The organism is Pedobacter sp. ISL-64, from assembly GCF_018613605.1.
Lineage (GTDB): Bacteria > Bacteroidota > Bacteroidia > Sphingobacteriales > Sphingobacteriaceae > Pedobacter.
Window position 1 is genome coordinate 104,589 of sequence record NZ_JAGGPU010000001.1, and the last position, 17,188, is coordinate 121,776.

At 38.7% G+C, this 17,188-nt stretch carries 13 protein-coding genes; 10 read left to right on the top strand and 3 right to left on the bottom strand.

Annotated elements, in window-relative coordinates; genetic code table 11:
• Window positions 1-56 precede the first annotated feature (56 nt).
• Window positions 57-956 carry a methylmalonyl Co-A mutase-associated GTPase MeaB gene (gene meaB / locus J7E57_RS00495; protein ID WP_215129563.1) on the top strand — a complete coding sequence of 300 codons (900 nt, stop codon included), beginning with the start codon at window positions 57-59 and terminating at the stop codon, window positions 954-956.
• 51 nt (window positions 957-1,007) lie between these two features.
• On the opposite strand, the gene J7E57_RS00500 is transcribed toward meaB, so the two are convergent.
• Entirely contained in the window at window positions 1,008-2,297 is a 1,290-nt protein-coding gene (locus tag J7E57_RS00500) for an aminopeptidase P family protein (RefSeq protein WP_215129566.1), read from the bottom strand.
• 172 nt (window positions 2,298-2,469) lie between these two features.
• Between J7E57_RS00500 and J7E57_RS00505 the strand changes: the two genes are divergently transcribed.
• The 9 genes from J7E57_RS00505 (at window position 2,470) to J7E57_RS00540 (ending at window position 15,054) form a co-directional block, all read left to right on the top strand.
• Window positions 2,470-3,816 (top strand): OmpA family protein, encoded by a 1,347-nt coding sequence (locus J7E57_RS00505; protein ID WP_215129568.1) that lies wholly within the window; start codon window positions 2,470-2,472, stop codon window positions 3,814-3,816.
• A 97-nt stretch (window positions 3,817-3,913) separates the two neighbouring features.
• Window positions 3,914-4,051 carry a DUF6728 family protein gene (locus J7E57_RS27340; RefSeq protein WP_317130071.1) on the top strand — a complete coding sequence of 46 codons (138 nt, stop codon included), beginning with the start codon at window positions 3,914-3,916 and terminating at the stop codon, window positions 4,049-4,051.
• A gap of 12 nt (window positions 4,052-4,063) precedes the next feature.
• Window positions 4,064-4,444: a RidA family protein gene (locus J7E57_RS00510; RefSeq protein ID WP_029274517.1), complete on the top strand. Its 381-nt coding sequence runs from the start codon at window positions 4,064-4,066 to the stop codon at window positions 4,442-4,444.
• A 2-nt stretch (window positions 4,445-4,446) separates the two neighbouring features.
• On the top strand, window positions 4,447-5,349 hold the full coding sequence (locus J7E57_RS00515) for an EamA family transporter (RefSeq protein ID WP_215129570.1): 903 nt from the start codon (window positions 4,447-4,449) through the stop codon (window positions 5,347-5,349).
• A gap of 6 nt (window positions 5,350-5,355) precedes the next feature.
• Window positions 5,356-7,461, top strand: coding sequence for an ATP-dependent DNA helicase RecG (gene recG, locus J7E57_RS00520; RefSeq protein WP_215129572.1), 2,106 nt, complete (start codon window positions 5,356-5,358; stop codon window positions 7,459-7,461).
• Window positions 7,462-7,932: 471 nt separating this feature from the next.
• Window positions 7,933-11,205, top strand: a complete 3,273-nt coding sequence (locus tag J7E57_RS00525; RefSeq protein WP_215129574.1) for a SusC/RagA family TonB-linked outer membrane protein — start codon at window positions 7,933-7,935, stop codon at window positions 11,203-11,205.
• Between the two features lie 116 nt (window positions 11,206-11,321).
• Complete coding sequence (locus J7E57_RS00530) at window positions 11,322-13,115, top strand: RagB/SusD family nutrient uptake outer membrane protein (protein WP_251029743.1); 1,794 nt, start codon at window positions 11,322-11,324, stop codon at window positions 13,113-13,115.
• A 178-nt stretch (window positions 13,116-13,293) separates the two neighbouring features.
• Complete coding sequence (locus tag J7E57_RS00535) at window positions 13,294-14,616, top strand: MFS transporter (RefSeq protein ID WP_215129579.1); 1,323 nt, start codon at window positions 13,294-13,296, stop codon at window positions 14,614-14,616.
• 285 nt (window positions 14,617-14,901) lie between these two features.
• A complete protein-coding gene (locus J7E57_RS00540) occupies window positions 14,902-15,054 on the top strand; it encodes a hypothetical protein (RefSeq protein WP_215129581.1) in 153 nt (50 codons plus the stop codon).
• A 110-nt stretch (window positions 15,055-15,164) separates the two neighbouring features.
• Here J7E57_RS00540 and J7E57_RS00545 read toward each other — a convergent pair whose 3' ends face one another.
• Window positions 15,165-15,380, bottom strand: coding sequence for a PLDc N-terminal domain-containing protein (locus J7E57_RS00545; RefSeq protein WP_215129583.1), 216 nt, complete (start codon window positions 15,378-15,380; stop codon window positions 15,165-15,167).
• 18 nt (window positions 15,381-15,398) lie between these two features.
• Window positions 15,399-17,150, bottom strand: a complete 1,752-nt coding sequence (locus tag J7E57_RS00550; protein ID WP_215129585.1) for an ABC transporter ATP-binding protein — start codon at window positions 17,148-17,150, stop codon at window positions 15,399-15,401.
• Window positions 17,151-17,188 lie beyond the last annotated feature (38 nt).

The window sequence follows — 17,188 nt, forward strand, 5'->3', positions numbered from 1 at the left end:
TGTGGATGCTTTGTAGCTGATAATTTTTGTTTATTTGTACAAAGATAGTTTTATTGATGAATACGCATCTATCCATTTTAAGCGAAGTAAAAGCCGGGAATTACAAGGTTTTGGCAAGAACATTAACCCTTGTCGAAAACAACATTACACCGGCCGATTCGATTTTAAGAGATTTAGATAGTCAGGTTAATGTCCCCGTTTTAGGCATTACCGGACCTCCAGGCGCCGGTAAAAGTACTTTGGTAAATGCAATAGCCAGTCATTTTGTTACGAAAGGAATGCGCATTGCCATATTGGCGATAGATCCTACCTCTCCATTTAATTTTGGTTCTTTGCTTGGTGATCGTATCCGCATGGCCGGTCAGTTTAACAATCCAAATGTTTTTATCCGTTCGTTGGCTACGCGGGGCGCTCTGGGCGGTATTTCGGCGAAAACCATCGAGATGGTTGATGTTTTAAAAGCCGCTAATTTTGATCTGATTATTGTAGAAACTGTTGGTGTTGGGCAATCGGAAGTAGAAATTGCCGGATTAGCAGATAAAACCATCGTGGTGCTGGTTCCAGAATCGGGCGATGAGGTGCAGAATATCAAATCTGGTTTGATGGAGATTGCCGATTGCTTTGTGATAAACAAGGCTGATAGAGAAGGTGCAGCTATTTTTGCCAATAATTTAAAGAAAATTGTTCATCAGGGCACGAAGACTATCCCAATATTAAAAACAGTGGCCGATAAAAATACAGGTATTGATGAATTATGCGCTTGGATAATCAAGCCGCTTACTGCTGATCATAACCGAAGGGCTTTTCTGTTTGCAGAGAAAGCCTGGAGACTCATTCAGTATGAAAAAATGAAGATTGTTGATAAAAAAAGGCTGCTAGAAAAAGTTCAGGCAGCCTTAAAGCAAGATGATTTTAATATTTATCGTTTTGCTGATGAATTTATCAGTAATGGTTAAGCTATAAATTGTTGGAACCGGTTAACGGAAAAACGGCCAAGGTAAATTGGATTAACTGTTCATAATCTCCTCAATTTCTTCAGCTTCTAATGGTATATCGGCCATTAAATCTATATTTCCCTTTGCGGTTATGAGAATATTGTTTTCTAAACGGATGCCTAAGCCTTCTTCTGGAATATAGATTCCTGGTTCAACAGTTAAAATATTGCCTGCTGCAAATGGCGTGTATCTTCCGGCAAAGTCGTGTACATCAATGCCTAAATGGTGTGAATTGCCATGCATAAAATATTTTTTATAAGCTGGCCACGCTGCCGTTTGGTTTTTCATGTCTGTTGTAGAAATAAGTCCAAGCTTAACCAGTTGTTCAGTCATAATTTCGCCAACCTGCTCGTGGTAGCTATTCCATATGGTTCCTTCGCCTATTAATTTAATCGACTCTTTCATTACATGTAATACTGCATTGTATACCTGCTTTTGTCTTTGGGTGAACCGACCGTTAACAGGGATGGAGCGGCTCATATCTGCATTGTAATTGGCATATTCGGCGCCAAAATCAAAAAGTATTACGTCGCCATCTTTGCATTCCTGATTATTATCATTGTAGTGGAGGATGTTTGCATTATGGCCGGAAGCAATAATAGGGGTGTAGGCATGGCCTGTTCCGCCTTGGCGGATAAATTCGTGGATAATCTCTGCTTCAATTTCATATTCTTTAACGCCGGGCTTGGTAAATTTTAATACCCTGATAAAGGCATCACGTGTTATTGCTGAAGCCTTTTTAGTCAGTTCAACTTCAACATCTGATTTAACTGCACGTAAATTTCGCATAATTGGTGCCGAACGTTCATAATGATGCAGCGGATATTTTGCCCGCATTTTCTCAATGAAACGGATATCGCGATAAGGTACTTCATGGGCATACCTATCATTCTCATTTGTATTTAAATAAATATGTTCAGCATAGTTCACAATGCTATGCAATATGTTGTCAAAATCTTCTATCCAATATACCGCTTGAATACCCGATGCAGCTTTAGCTTGCGCTTTAGTGTATTTGTATCCTTCCCAAACTTTAATGTAATCATTAGTCTGTCTTAAAAACAGGACTTCTCTGTACAAAGGATTAGGACAATCAGGATATAATAGCAATATTGTTTGTTCTTGATCGATTCCAGATAAATAAAATAAATCAGGGTTTTGCTTAAAAATAAAGCTCTGATCGCCACTTCTAGGAAATTCATCGCTTGAGTTGAATATAGCTAATGAGTTGTTTTTTAAGTAATTAGAAAAGTTTTTTCTGTTTAAAATAAATAATGACTGATCAATAGTAGGATATTTCATGAAAATGGTATTTTTATATGGGCAATGGCCAAATGTAATAAAATGATTAATTACTGTGAAGTTTGGAACGGAGTTTGTATAAAAGTTTGAAAATTTAAAATTTTGTTTAATTTTGGCATTACTAAAAAATTAATCAATTAAATTGTTTAACCCTTAAAAAAGAAAAAAGATTATGAATTATTCTACTTTAAAGAAAAGTGTTGCGCTTTCTTTAGTGGCATTAACAGGAGTTGCTTCTCTTGCTGTCGCTCAAGATGCACCTGCAACAACTTCTGCTGTCAAGGTATTTGGCGGTAGAGGTCAGTACAGAACTTGGTCTATCGGTGTACATGGTGGTGTTTTAATGCCAGTTGTTGCTATCGGTGGTACCAATGACTTCAACAAATGGGATGCTAACTTAGGTTACGGTTTAAACATCCGTAAACAATTAGGTCATTCATTCGGTTTAGAATTAAACGGAACTCGTGGTAAACTTTCAGGTACTAACGAAGGTATTACTAACCCAGCTGTAAAAGACTTCGAAACTGAATTACAATATGCTGTAGATTTACGTGGTGTTGTAAACGTAGGTTCTATCGATTTCTTACGTCGTGAGAACTCAGTAGGTTTCTTCTTAACTGCTGGTGCGGGTTACATGGCTTATGCTCCGAAAGTTACTTTAGGTAATGGTACTGTTATCGACTGGAAAGGTAAAGCTACTGGTCCTGCTGATGACAAACATGATGCTAAAGATTACGTAAAAGGTTTCTACATTCCAGTTGGTGCTGGTGTTAAATTCAAAGTTTCTGAGCGTGTTAACTTTAACTTAGGTTACACAATGAACTTTGTTGATGCTGATAACTTAGACGGAGTTTATGCAAAAGGTCAAACTAAAGATAAATTCTCTTACGGTTATGCTGGTTTAGAATTCTCTTTAGGTTCTTCTGCTAAACCAAGTTTAGAATGGACTAACCCATTAGCTACTATGTACGATGAGTTAAAAGATCCAACTTTACGTCAAGAAGTTGAAGCATTGAAAAACCGTGTTTCTGCTGTTGAAAAATCAGTTGAAGATTTGAAAAAAGATACTGACGGTGACGGTGTTGCTGATCAATTCGATAAATGCCCAGGAACTCCTGCTGGTACTGCTGTTGATGGTTCAGGTTGTCCTCTTCCAAAACCACAAGTTGATTCTACTGCTACTAGCAATGTAACTGGTTTCGAAAAAATCGGTTTCGATTTCAACTCTTCAGTTTTAAAAACTGAGTCTTACCCTACTTTAGATAAATTATCTTCAGTGTTACGTGAAAACGGTGGTAAAGTAACTGTAAACGGTTACGCTTCAAGCGAAGGTACTGCTGCATATAACTTGAAATTATCTAAAGACAGAGCTAACTCTGTTAAAACTTACTTAGTAAACTCTGGCGTTAACGCTAGTCAAGTTGCTACTAAAGGTAATGGCGAAGCTAATCCAATTGCTTCTAACGATACTGAAGAAGGTCGTATCCAAAACCGTCGTGTTGAAACTGCTAGAAACTAGTATTTCAATATAAGATTTAAAAAAGTCCTGATGAAAGTCAGGACTTTTTTTGTGCCTTTTAATTTTCTGTGTTGAGCTTTTTAGCTAAGTTTGTGTTATGTACTTCTTTAGAAAAAAGGACCCAAACAGGCCAAATAATATCAATCTGAAAATTATGCATTTTATAAATGCATTGGCCATCTTAATTTTTCTTGCAGGTATCATCTACAAGCTAATCCAATGGCTTGCTAAATAACCCCAAAATTGTATGAAACAAATTATTAAAACAACCAATGCTCCAGCTCCAATTGGACCATATAGTCAAGCTGTACAAGCCGGAAACTTTTTATTCGTATCAGGCCAGGTAGCCATTAATCCCGAAAATGGAGAATTAAATATTGGCAATATTGAAGAAGAGACACACCAGGTAATGCGTAACCTTAAAGCAGTTTTGCTTGAAGCAGGTTTAACTTTCGATAACGTAGTAAAGTCTACTATCTTCTTAAGCGATATGGGTACCTTTGCTCAGGTAAATGAAGTTTATGGACAGTATTTTACTGCTGATTTCCCTGCGCGCGAAACGGTTCAGGTTTCCGTATTGCCTAAAAATGTTAATGTAGAAATTTCTGTAATTGCCATTGTAGGCTAATTTTGGCAGATAGTAAAAGCAAATATTTTATAGCCGGCATTGTTCCTTATATTATCTGGGGAACAATGTCTATACCTTTGCGTAACATAAAAGGTTTTCCGCCACACGAAATTTTATACTACAGGATATTTATTTCCATTATCGTAGTTTGGGCAACTATTCTTTTATTCAGAAGGGAAGCATTAAAGAATGATTTGAATTTCTTAAAATCATTAAGCGCCCGTAAGAAAACAAGACTATTGTTGCTTACCGTAGTGTCGTCATTTCTGATCACGGGAAACTGGTTCACTTATATCTATGCCGTAAATAGTGTAAGTTTAAAAGCAGCCGCCTTTGCCTATATGGTGTGCCCATTGTTAACTGCACTCTGTGGATTTATCATTTTAAAAGAGCAGTTAACAAAGGCTAAAATTATTGCCCTGATCATTGCATTTATAAGCATCATCCTATTGGCAACAGGCTCTATACATGAAGTAATGTGGGCCATTATCATCGCATCTTTTTATGCCATATATGTTATTGTGCTAAAAGTAATTAAAGATGTAGATAAGTTTAATTTTTTGGGCGTTCAGTTAATTTTATCAGGATTAATAATGCTTCCGTTGTATTTTCTTAATGCTGCGCCTTTTCCTACCGAAACCTTCTTTTGGTCGCATATATTGTTGATTGCCATTGTATTTACCATTATTCCACTCTTTTTAAATTCGTATGCACTGTTGGGCATGCCTTCATCGGCCTTGGGTATTTTGATCTATCTCAACCCTATAGTTGCATTTACCGTTGCATTTTTCTACTTTAAAGAGAAAATAGATCTGCACCAATTTTTTGCCTATTTGCTTTTGCTGCTATCGATCGTTATTTTTAACGGACAGTTGCTAAAGAGTGTTGTTTACAAGAAACAGTAAAATATTTTGTTTAATTCGGTATTAGATACACCTGTTGAGTTTTTAAAGGGCGTTGGGCCAGGCCGTGCCGATGTTTTGAAAAAGGATCTCGGCCTGTTCACTTATCAGGACATGCTTGCACACTATCCGTTCAGGTATATCGACCGTACAAAATATTTCAAGATTAACCAGATTAATCCTGATTCGCAATATATCCAGATTATTGGGCGCGTGATCAGCAAAAAAGTAATTGGCGATAAAAGAGCAAAACGTATTGTTGCTGTTTTTAAAGATGAAACCGGAATTATGGAATTGGTTTGGTTCCAGAGCCTAAAATGGGTTGATGACAATATCACTGTTGGCACCGCTTACGTGGCCTTTGGGAAACCAACCATCTTTAACGGTACATTCAGTATTTCGCATCCAGAAATGGAGCTGTACCAGCGCAAACAGGTGGGACGGGGGAGTTTAACCTTACAGCCGGTTTATAACTCAACAGAGAAGCTTAAAAAGTTTAATCTTGATTCAAAAGGCTTACAGCGTTTAATCGCTGGCTTGTTGGATCAGATCATCCCCCAGGTTCCCGAAAATTTACCACAATACATCATTGATAAGTATCAGCTGCCAGATAAAAGATTGGCGTTGCTGAATATTCATTTTCCTAAAAATGTGAAGGATTTAAGTGCGGCAGAAAGACGCCTAAAATTTGAAGAATTATTCTTCATCCAATTACAGCTTTTGCACAATAAACATTTACGCCAGTTAAAATTTAAAGGTGTAACTTTTGAAAAGGTTGGTGAAAAAGTGAACCGCTTTTATAATGAGTTTTTACCTTTCGAATTAACCAATGCGCAAAAGCGTGTGGTTAAAGAAATTAGGATAGATACACAACGCGGTGTGCAAATGAACCGGCTTGTACAGGGCGACGTAGGAAGCGGCAAAACTGCGGTTGCACTGATGAGTATGCTTTTAGCAAATGACAACGGCTACCAGGCTTGCATGATGGCTCCCACTGAAATTTTGGCGCGCCAACACTATGCCTCTATTACAGAACTTGTAACCAACGACCTGGTGCGTGTTGCTATCCTTACAGGAAATACCAAAAAGAAGGAGCGTAATGTTTTGCATGAGCAATTAGAGAATGGAGAAATCGATATTCTGATCGGAACGCATGCCCTGATTGAAGATAAGGTTCAATTCAAGAACTTGGGGCTGGTTGTGATTGATGAACAGCATCGTTTTGGTGTAGAGCAACGCGCTAAGCTTTGGCGGAAAAATATTATTCCCCCACACATCCTAGTGATGACCGCTACGCCAATTCCGCGTACTTTGGCCATGACCCTATACGGCGATCTTGATGTTTCGGTTATTGACGAATTACCTGCGGGCAGAAAACCAATAGAAACCAAACACCTTTTTGAAGGCCAACGCCTCAGGATGTTCGGTTTTATGAAGCAGGAAATTGCCAAAGGCAGGCAGGTTTACATTGTTTATCCTTTAATTAAGGAAAGCGAAAAATTAGATCTTTTGCATCTCGAAGCTGGAATTGAGCAGTTGAGCTATCAGTTTCCTAGGCCTGATTACCAAATGAGTATTGTACACGGGCAAATGCCCAATGCCGATAAACAGTTCGAAATGCAGCAGTTTGTCGATGGTAAAAGCCAAATTATGGTAGCCACTACCGTAATAGAGGTGGGCGTAAACGTACCTAACGCTTCGGTAATGGTAATTGAAAATGCCGAACGGTTTGGGCTTTCACAACTGCACCAGTTGCGTGGTAGGGTAGGCCGCGGTGCGGAACAGTCTTTTTGTATATTAATGAGTGGGAATAAACTGAGTAAAGAAGGTAAGATTCGTTTGGAAACAATGGTAAGAACCAACAACGGCTTCGAGATATCAGAAATAGATTTACAGCTACGCGGCCCTGGCGATATTACAGGAACTCAGCAAAGCGGCGTTTTAGATCTGAAGCTTGCCGACCTGGCCAAAGACCAGATTATTTTGTCTGAAGCACGTAACACCGTAATCGCACTTTTTGAAGACGATCCGCAGCTGGCAAAGCCCGAAAATGCAATCTTAAAAGCTTACCTGCAAAAATTAGAAAGGGGCATTTCTTTCGACAAAATAAGCTAATCTTGTATTGAGTTTGAATTCTTCCAATTATTATAATTTTCTTCTCTTCCTATTTTGCAATAATATTTAGTGCTGTATTATTAGTGCTACTTTGTGTAGTTTGAAATTATTTTTTTACTAATCAGCCCCTTATAAATATTATTTTACCCCCTTTTTTTTACCTCCTAATATTCCTATCTTGCGTGTAACCAAATGTGAACTGTAGCGTCGGCAAGTCCAAAATTAGGTACATCGTACCTTGTAATTTTTAATCCCAAAAATGAATTTTGAACTAATTAAAGCCGATTTGATATGGTTAACAATGATTTATTGGCGTAATTAGAAGGGAGCCTTAATTTTTTTGATGTTAAGTGGTGTAAGCGATTATGTCGATAAGTCATGTATAATTGATTTGTGTAATGACAGTTCGATATTACTTATGAGTATTAAATTATAATACAATTATTATCTAACCAAAATAAATTGAAAACTATGAAAAAAAATCTATGGAAGACTTTTGCCAGAAGTAGCATGTTTCTTGTTTGCGGTGGGTGTCTCGTTTTTTCGCCGTTTACCAGCATGTCTGCTAAAGCATCATTGCACGAAAAAGAACCCTTTGATTTTTACAGACCTCCGCTTGAGGATATTATTGTGAAAGGACAGGTTACCGATGCTAAAGGTCCGATTCCTGGAGTAAGTGTTAAATTAAAAGGAGGTGCTGCAACTACCGTAACAGATGCTTCCGGAAAATTTAGCATAAAAGTACCCGAAGATGCTATTTTAGTATTTACCTATGTAGGTTATGTAGATCAAGAGATTCAGGTAAAAAACCAAACCAATATTAATGTCCGTTTATTAGAAAACAACCAAAACCTATCTGAAGTAGTAGTAGTGGGGTATGGAACCCAAAAAAAGGCAGTTGTATCTGGTGCTGTAGCATCGGTTAAAGGTACAGAACTGGCTAAATCATCTTCAGTAAACTTAACCAATTCATTGGCTGGTCGTTTACCTGGCGTTACGGCACTGCAAGGAAGCGGGGAGCCTGGATACGACGGTTCTACGATCCGGATCAGGGGTATTAATTCACTCGGAAATAACAATGCTTTAATAGTAATCGATGGAATACCTAACCGGGCAGGTGGGATCGAGCGGCTAAATCCGAACGATATAGAAAGTGTATCGGTGCTAAAGGATGCATCTGCAGCTATTTATGGCTCGCAGGCTGCAAATGGAGTAATCCTCATTACTACAAAATTGGGAAAATCGGGGAAACCACAATTTTCTTATGATTTTAGTTATGGCCTACAACAGCCTACACGCATACCTAAAATGGCCAATTCTACTCAATATGCTGAGATTTTAAATGAACTGAATATTTTCGGCTCTGATCTTAATCCGAATGAATGGTCGGCAGCTTGGAATAGTTTCAAAACAACAGGTACTTATTTATCAACCGGCGGTAAAACGATTAATGCAGCTTACAAACCAGATGAAATCCGGAAATTCGGCGACGGCTCAGATCCTTTAAGGTATCCCAATACTGATTGGTTTAAAACTACTTTCCAAAATTGGTCGCCTCAGCAAAGACACAATGTCCAGATTAATGGAGGGAGTGAAAATGTTAAATATTTGCTTTCACTAGGTTATCTAAATCAGGATGGCTATTATAAAAACTCTGCCACAGGTTATCAGCAGTATGATATGCGTTTTAATCTGGAAGCAAAATTAAGTAAATATATTACTACAACATTGGGGGTAAGTGCGAGAGAGGAAGATCGTAATTTCCCAACGGTTTCAGCGGGTGATATCTTTAGATTCTTAATGCGGGGAAGGCCTAATGAGATAGCCATATGGCCTAACGGGTTGCCCGGTAGAGATATTGAATATGGTTATAATCCGGTGGTTTCTACTACAGACTTAACAGGAACTAATAAAGATGTTAGAGATTACTTTCAAACTACAGGTAAAGTAGAAATTAAAATTCCTGGTGTTGATGGATTGAAGGTAACGGGTACAGCTGCAATAGATAAATATTCCGGCAGGCAAAAAAACTGGCAATTGCCCTGGACACTTTACGATTGGGACAAGAAAACCTTTGCAGCCGATGGTGTAACGCCAGTGCTTGCAGGTACTGTGCGCTCTCAATATACCGATCCTAGACTTAGGGAAACCGCAGGCGGACAATTGGCCATAAACTTAACCGGAATGGTTAACTATGATAAAAAGATTAGTGACCATACTATTGGATTAATGGCCGGCGTAACACGCGAAACAGTTAACAACGACGGTTTTACTGCGTTTAGAAGATACTTTATATCATCATCTGTTCAAGAGTTACTTGCAGGTGATGAAAGGGAGCAATCGTTAGGTAATAATCCTGGTGACCCGAATAATTTATTTAAAAGAGCACGGTTAAGCTATTTTGGAAGGGTGGGGTATAATTATAAAGAAAAATACCTTGCCGAATTTTTGTGGCGGGTAGATGGATCTTATATCTTTCCAACAGATAGACGTTTCGGTTTCTTCCCAGGGGTATCAGTAGGTTGGCGTTTATCTGAAGAGCCGTTTTTCAAAGACAATGTTAAATTCGTCAACAATTTGAAATTAAGGGCCTCATGGGGGCAAATGGGAGCTGAAGCCTATTTTGGCGATGCCCTGCAGGAATATCAGTACCTCAGTTTGATGAACTTTGGCACCTATACTTTTAATGATCTGGTAACCAAAACCTTAACTGAAGGTAAAGTGCCCAATTTCGATTTTGGATGGGAAGTAGCAAATAATGCCAATATTGGTTTAGATGCATCCTTTTTAAATAATAAATTGTCGTTAGAATTTGATTACTTCTATAATAAGCGTACAAATATTCTGATCAGCAGAGGTAGTTCGGTGCCTGAAAGTTCTGGTATTACCGATCGCTTACCGCCAGTTAACTTAGGGAAAGTAAACAACAAAGGTTTCGAATTTAAATTAAGCTACAATGACCAGGTTGGTGATTTAAATTTTGGTGTGAGTGTAAATGGTGGTTATGCTAAAAACAAGATCGTTTTTTGGGATGAAACCCCTGGTGCTCCAGAATGGCAGCGTTCTACAGGTAGGGTAACCAGTTCGTGGTTGGTTTACGATTATGATGGTGTTTTTAAAGATCAGGCAGAAGCTGATATCAATAAACAAAAATACAGTGCATTGACGAGTAATCTTCGCGCAGGCGACATGAAGTTTAAAGATATTAACGGCGATGGTAAAATTAATGCAGATGATAAGATCCGTTTGGATAAAAACGGAACCCCAACTTTTACAGGTGGTGTAAATTTTAATGTTCAGTACAAGGGATTTGACTTATCAGTGCTTATTCAAGGGGCAACCGGCGGAATGCAGATTGTTGGTCTAACAGAATCGGGAGATATTGGTAACTTCTTAGAGTGGTCATACCTGAACCGCTGGAGTATCGATAATCCAAGTTCGGTAAACCCACGTTTATCAAACAGAGGTGCTACCTATTATACCGATAGCAATAATGCCTTAAACAATACCTATTGGTTAAGGAGCAATAACTACATCAGACTTAAGAATGTAGAGTTAGGTTATACATTGCCAACTACGTTGGTTGAAAAGGTTGGGTTAAATAGTGTAAGGGTGTATGCAAACGGGCTCAATTTGGCTACGTTTGATAAAATCAAGATATGGGATCCTGAATCAACCAATACAAGTGGACAATACTATCCACAAGCCAGGGTAATTAATATGGGTATTAAAGCCACTTTTTAACAATGTATAGCTGTTTATCAATTACAAAGAAGAATATGAAAACAATAATTCAAAATAGAAATTTATATCTATTGGTTCTTATTACCTTTTTTGCATTTGCGTGTAAAAAGGATTTTTTGAACGTAGAATCACCTGGTCAGGTGCCTGCCGAATCGGTATGGAAAGATCCTGCAACTGCGCAGGCATTTGTGAACGATATCTATAATGGATTGGGTAACGGTGGCTTTTCTGAGCAGATGTTAGCATCAGTTTCTGACGAAGCCTTGTTTACACACCCTACCCGTGGTATCGATCTGGTTAATAGTGCTACCATTAACCCATCTACATTGGGCTGGGTGGATGATACGTGGGCTTATAAACAAATGTATAACCGCATCAGGGCCTGCAACATTGCCATCGAGAAAATTACCAGTGGAGATAATGCACTAACGAGCCAAACATTAAAAGACCAGCTGGCGGGTGAAGCATATTTTTTACGTGCTTATTTTTATCAGCAGTTATTACGCTTTTATGGAGCAGTACCTATTATCACAAAAACTTACGTACTCAACGATAATTACAACGTAAAGCGTAATACCTATGAAGAATGTGTAAACTTCATTATTAAAGATTGCGATGAGGCGAATAAACTTTTAACAGGCAAAACGATGGAAAAGGGGCGTACCACTGCTACCGCTGCTTTGGCACTTAAATCAAGGGTATTGATTTATGCGGCGAGCGATTTGCACGACAGGGCAAAACTTACAAATAAAGTTAGTGGAATTGCCGCTCAAAAATTAGATTTCTTAAGTTATGCAAGTGGAGATCAAGCCGCTCGTTATAAATTGGCTCAAACGGCTGCAAAGGCAGTAATGGATGCCACAAAAGGCTATTTGTTAGATTTATCTACGCCAGTATCTGCAACGGAAGGAAGTAGGAATTATAAAAGTATAGCAATGGGTGGTGCCAGTAAAGCGCCCAACATAGATGCTACGGCAGCTGCCGAATTAATTTTTGCACGTTATTTCATAGTTCAGAATAATATTAAGCATGCGCAACAAAATGGTCCAAACGGTTACCATAACTGGGCAGGTAATACGCCGATAGGTTTATTGGTTGATGATTATGAAATGAAAGACGGTTCTAAATTTAGTTGGACAAACCCAGCACAAAAAGCTGAGCCTTATCAAAATAGAGATCCACGCTTTTACGCCACTATTTTATATGATGGTGCTGGCTGGAAACCACGCGATAAAGCATCTGGTAATGTCGATCCTGCCAGTCAAATCCAAACTGGAGTATACGATTTAATGGATAACAATACGAGAATTGACTTTAGAGGTTTAGATACACGTGCAAGTTCTATCGAAAACTGGAACGGCAGCTGGACAGGTTATTACTACCATAAATTTATCGATCCAGATCCAACTATTGTAGATGCCTCGATGTCGCAAAATGTGCCCTGGCCTTTCTTTAGATATACCGAAGCGGTATTTAATTATATCGAAGCGAGTATTGAGCTTGGCGAATTGGGCAATGCCACAAACTGGTTAAATAAAATCCGTTTCAGGGCAGGTATGCCTGCGGTTACCGCAACAGATCAGGCTGGCCTTAGAGCGGCTTACCGCCATGAGCGCCGCATAGAAATGGCCTACGAAGAACAACGTTACCATGATACCCGCAGGTGGTTAATCGCCAGTGAAACATTAGGCAGAAAAACCACTTATATTAAGGTAACCGGTAAATTTAAACCAGGAAAAACGATGCCTGCCCCTTATCATTACGATAATACCATTTACGATTATACCTATAGCCCGGTAGAGGAGAATGCGCAAGAGAACAGGAGTTGGAACGATAAACTTTATTTCAGACCATTTAGTCGCGATGAAGTAAACAAAAATAATTTACTAGAACAAAACCCCGGTTACTAAGCTAACCAATCTAGATACCCGATGGATAATATTATTCATCGGGTTTTTTATGCAATAATATCTGGAGCTGGCCGATCGGATATTTTTACGTTTCAATAGAAAAAACAGGTAAGCTTAAGACTTTGGCCATTCCCGTATTTAATTTTCAAAGCGTAGTTTTGCAAATAAACTTTTTTCTGTGGCAGATTCAGACCTCAATTCGGTTATTACAAAACCAGATCCTTACGCCGCATTGCGCTTTAGGGAGTTCCGCTCTTATTTAGGCATGCGTTTTTTCTTCACATTTGCCTATCAAATGCAGGCAGTGGTGCTTGGGATTTATATTTATCATGTAACAAAAGATCCATTGGCCTTAGGGTTTGTAGGCCTGTGTGAGGCTATTCCTGCTATAGGGATTGCATTATACGGAGGTTATGTTGCAGATAAGAGCGAAAAAAGGGGCTTATTGCTCAAAGTATTTGGAGGCGTATTTCTTTGTACCCTCATTATGCTGCTGGTAACATTACCGCAGTTTAACCTTGGGCAGTTCGATATTATTTTTACCCTGTTTAATTTCAAGGTTAATCTAATTGCCTTAATTATGTATGTACTCGTATTTGGGATGGGGATATCAAGAGGGTTTTTCGGTCCGGCTACATTCTCTTTAATGGCTCAGATTTTGCCAAAAAACCTTTATCCAAATGCGAGCACCTGGAGCAGTTCGAGCTGGCAGATGGCTTCTATTTTAGGGCCGGCAATAGGAGGAATAACTTATGGTTTCTTCGGTATTACCATCACTTATATCGTAATTATTTCTTTTGTATTTATAGCCCTTATCTGTATTTTCTTTTTAAAAGTACACCCTCCGCAGTTTGTGCCCAAAGAAAATATTAAAGAGAGTTTGCTTAAAGGAATAAATTTTGTGTTTAAAACCAAAATGATGGTTTGGGCAATGAGTTTGGATCTGTTTTCGGTGTTTTTTGGTGGTGCGGTAGCCATATTGCCCGTGTTTGCAAATGATATATTAAAAGTTGGACCCGAGGGTTTAGGCTTTATGCGGGCCGCTGTTTCTGCAGGATCTGTTTTTACCATGCTTGCTATGACGCGTTTTTCGCCGATGAACAAACCATGGCGAAATTTATTGATAGCCGTAACCGGTTTTGGCTTAAGCATCATCTGCTGGAGTTTATCTAAAAATTTCTACTTAACGCTCTTCTTTCTCTTTTTAGAAGGCTCTTTTGATAGCGTAAGTGTAATCATCAGATCAACCATTATGCAATTGTTAACACCCGACGAAATGCGCGGACGTGTATCGGCAGTAAACAGCATGTTTATTGGGTCGTCGAACGAAATCGGAGCTTTCGAATCGGGCCTTACCGCAAAGTTAATGCGTACTATCCCATCGGTAGTTTTTGGTGGAACGATGACATTGGCAATTGCTGGAATTACATGGTTAAAAACGAAATCTTTAACGAAACTGAGTTTGCAGGATATTAACGAACAAACCAGCAAGGTTGCTTAGTTACTAAAAGAGTTATCAACTTAATAGCCAGTTTGCCGGAAAGTTGACAACTCTGAAACTCAATGATAATTAAGTACTATTGTGCCTTTGTGTCTTGGTGATGAAATACAAAAAATGGTTCGTGAGGACACGAACCATGGCGATAAGGGAAATATTTTATTGCAAATAATCTGGGCATGCCCCAAGCTGCGCAAGGGTCGGGCTATCCGTTACAATCTTTTTTGAAGAAAAATCAAAAAAGGATTTCCACTGCTATCCCTCATGCAAAACCTATAGCGGTTAAAAATGTCAGTTATACGTTTGCCCTGGCCATCTAAACCCGATGGCACGGATGCCGATAGAGGGCATTTGTTCTTTTTATCGATAGCTATCGGCAGGAGGAACAGCGGGGCAGGACCAAACCGAAGAACTACTGGAATTGTTTTCCAAAAAAAATAGACTTATTCTACTAACAGTATTTGTTTTTGAATAAGAAATGGTCCGTGAGGACACGGACCATGGCGATACTATATTTTGTGATTAGTTAATGAGCCATCGGCCACGAAACATTAAAACTTCTTGTTCTTACCCCAGATTAGATAAATAATGGAACCTAAAAAGGGGGCAAGCAGGATAATGATAAACCAAAGTACTTTTACCGAGAAACCAATGCTGTTGTTTCTCGATATATGGTACAATGCCGCTAATATTAATGCCAGCCAAAGTATGGCAGCTATAATAATGATAATTGCAATCTGGTTGCTTTCTATTTGAGCTAGTAACATGACAAATTCTTTTTGTTCCTAAGCTTCAACAACTCTTTCTCCAATTTGTTGGCGCCACATGGCTTGATATAAACCATTTTGTGCAATTAGTTCTTCATGTCTTCCTTGCTCAATAATGTGGCCTTTCTCTAAAACATAAATTTTATCAGCATGTTTTATTGTTGATAAACGATGCGCAATCAAAATGGTAATGTGATCAGTTAAATTTGAAACCGAGCGAATGGTTTTGGTAATCTCTTCTTCCGTAATCGAATCCAGCGAAGAAGTGGCCTCATCAAAAACCAAAATATCTGGCTGACGGAGCAGTGCTCTTGCAATAGATAAACGTTGTTTTTCTCCTCCCGAGACTTTAACCCCACCCTCACCAATTAACGAATCCAAACCTTTATCTGCACGGGCTAGCAAAGTTTGACAGGCTGCCTGGTTTAAAACTTTATAACATTCTTCATCCGTAGCATTAGGGTTAACAAACAGCAGGTTTTCTCTTATTGTACCCGAGAACAATTGCGTGTCTTGTGTTACGAAACCGATTTTCTCGCGTAAGGCATCAAGATCGATATCGTTACTTGGGATACCATTGTATAAAATCTCACCGTCTTTTGCCGGATATAAACCCACCAATAGTTTTACCAGTGTGCTTTTTCCAGAACCCGATGGACCAACAAATGCAATGGTTTGCCCGTGATGGGTTTTAAACGAAATATTATCTAAGGCATTTCTATTGGCTGTTAGGTGTTTAAAGCCCACATTGTTAAAGGTTAAATCCTTAATTTTTGCTATAGAAGTTGGATTCTCAGGTTTTTTATCAATCGGTGTACTTAAAATCTTTTTAAAGTTACCTAACGAAACTTCAGCCTCACGCCAGGTTAAAATCACATTGCCCAGCTCCTGTAGCGGTCCGAAAAGAAAGAACGAGTAAAAAAGAAATGAGAAATACTGACCGGCAGAAATCGTATTGTCGAAAATAAGGAGCAGTAAAACCAGTACCATTGTACTGCGGACCAGGTTAACGGTTGTGCCCTGAACAAAACTCATACTGCGCACATATTTCACTTTTTTAAGTTCTAAGCCCAAAATTTTGTAAGTGGTTTTATTCAGCCGGTCAATTTCCTGATCGGCCAAACCTAAACTCTTAACCAGTTCTATGTTTCTTAACGATTCTGTAGTCGAACCTGCCAAAGCTGTGGTTTCGCCAACGATAGAGCGTTGGATGGTTTTAATTTTGCGACTTAAAAACCAGCTTACGAAACTGATGATCGGGATAGCTGAAAAATAAACTAAGGTAACTTTATAGCTTACCGAAACCGAATACACGATAACGAAAATCATTCCGATTAAACTTACAAAAAGGATACTGATAAAGGCGGTAATAAACTTCTCTGAATCCAAACGTACTTTTTGTAAAATACCCAGGGTTTCTCCGCTACGTTGATCTTCGAAAACCTGATAAGGCAATTTTAGAGAATGTTGCAAACCATCAGCGTACATTTTTGCGCCAACTTTTTGAACAATCACACTGGTGAAATAATCCTGGAAGTTTTTAGCGATACGCGAAACCATGGCTGCACCAATAGCCAGTCCGATTAAACCAAGAGAGCCCCAAAGGTATTGGTTATAGGTTAACGAATCTTTTTTATTGATAAAGCGGTCTAAAATGCGACCGGTGATGTATGGATCTAAAAGTGAAAAACCAATATTTATGCCTGCTAGCAATAACGCTAAGGCCACAATCCACTTGTGGTTTTTCAGGTAGTTAAGTAATAATCCCATTAAGTTTTGCTGTTTGTTAATGCAAACATAAAAAAAGG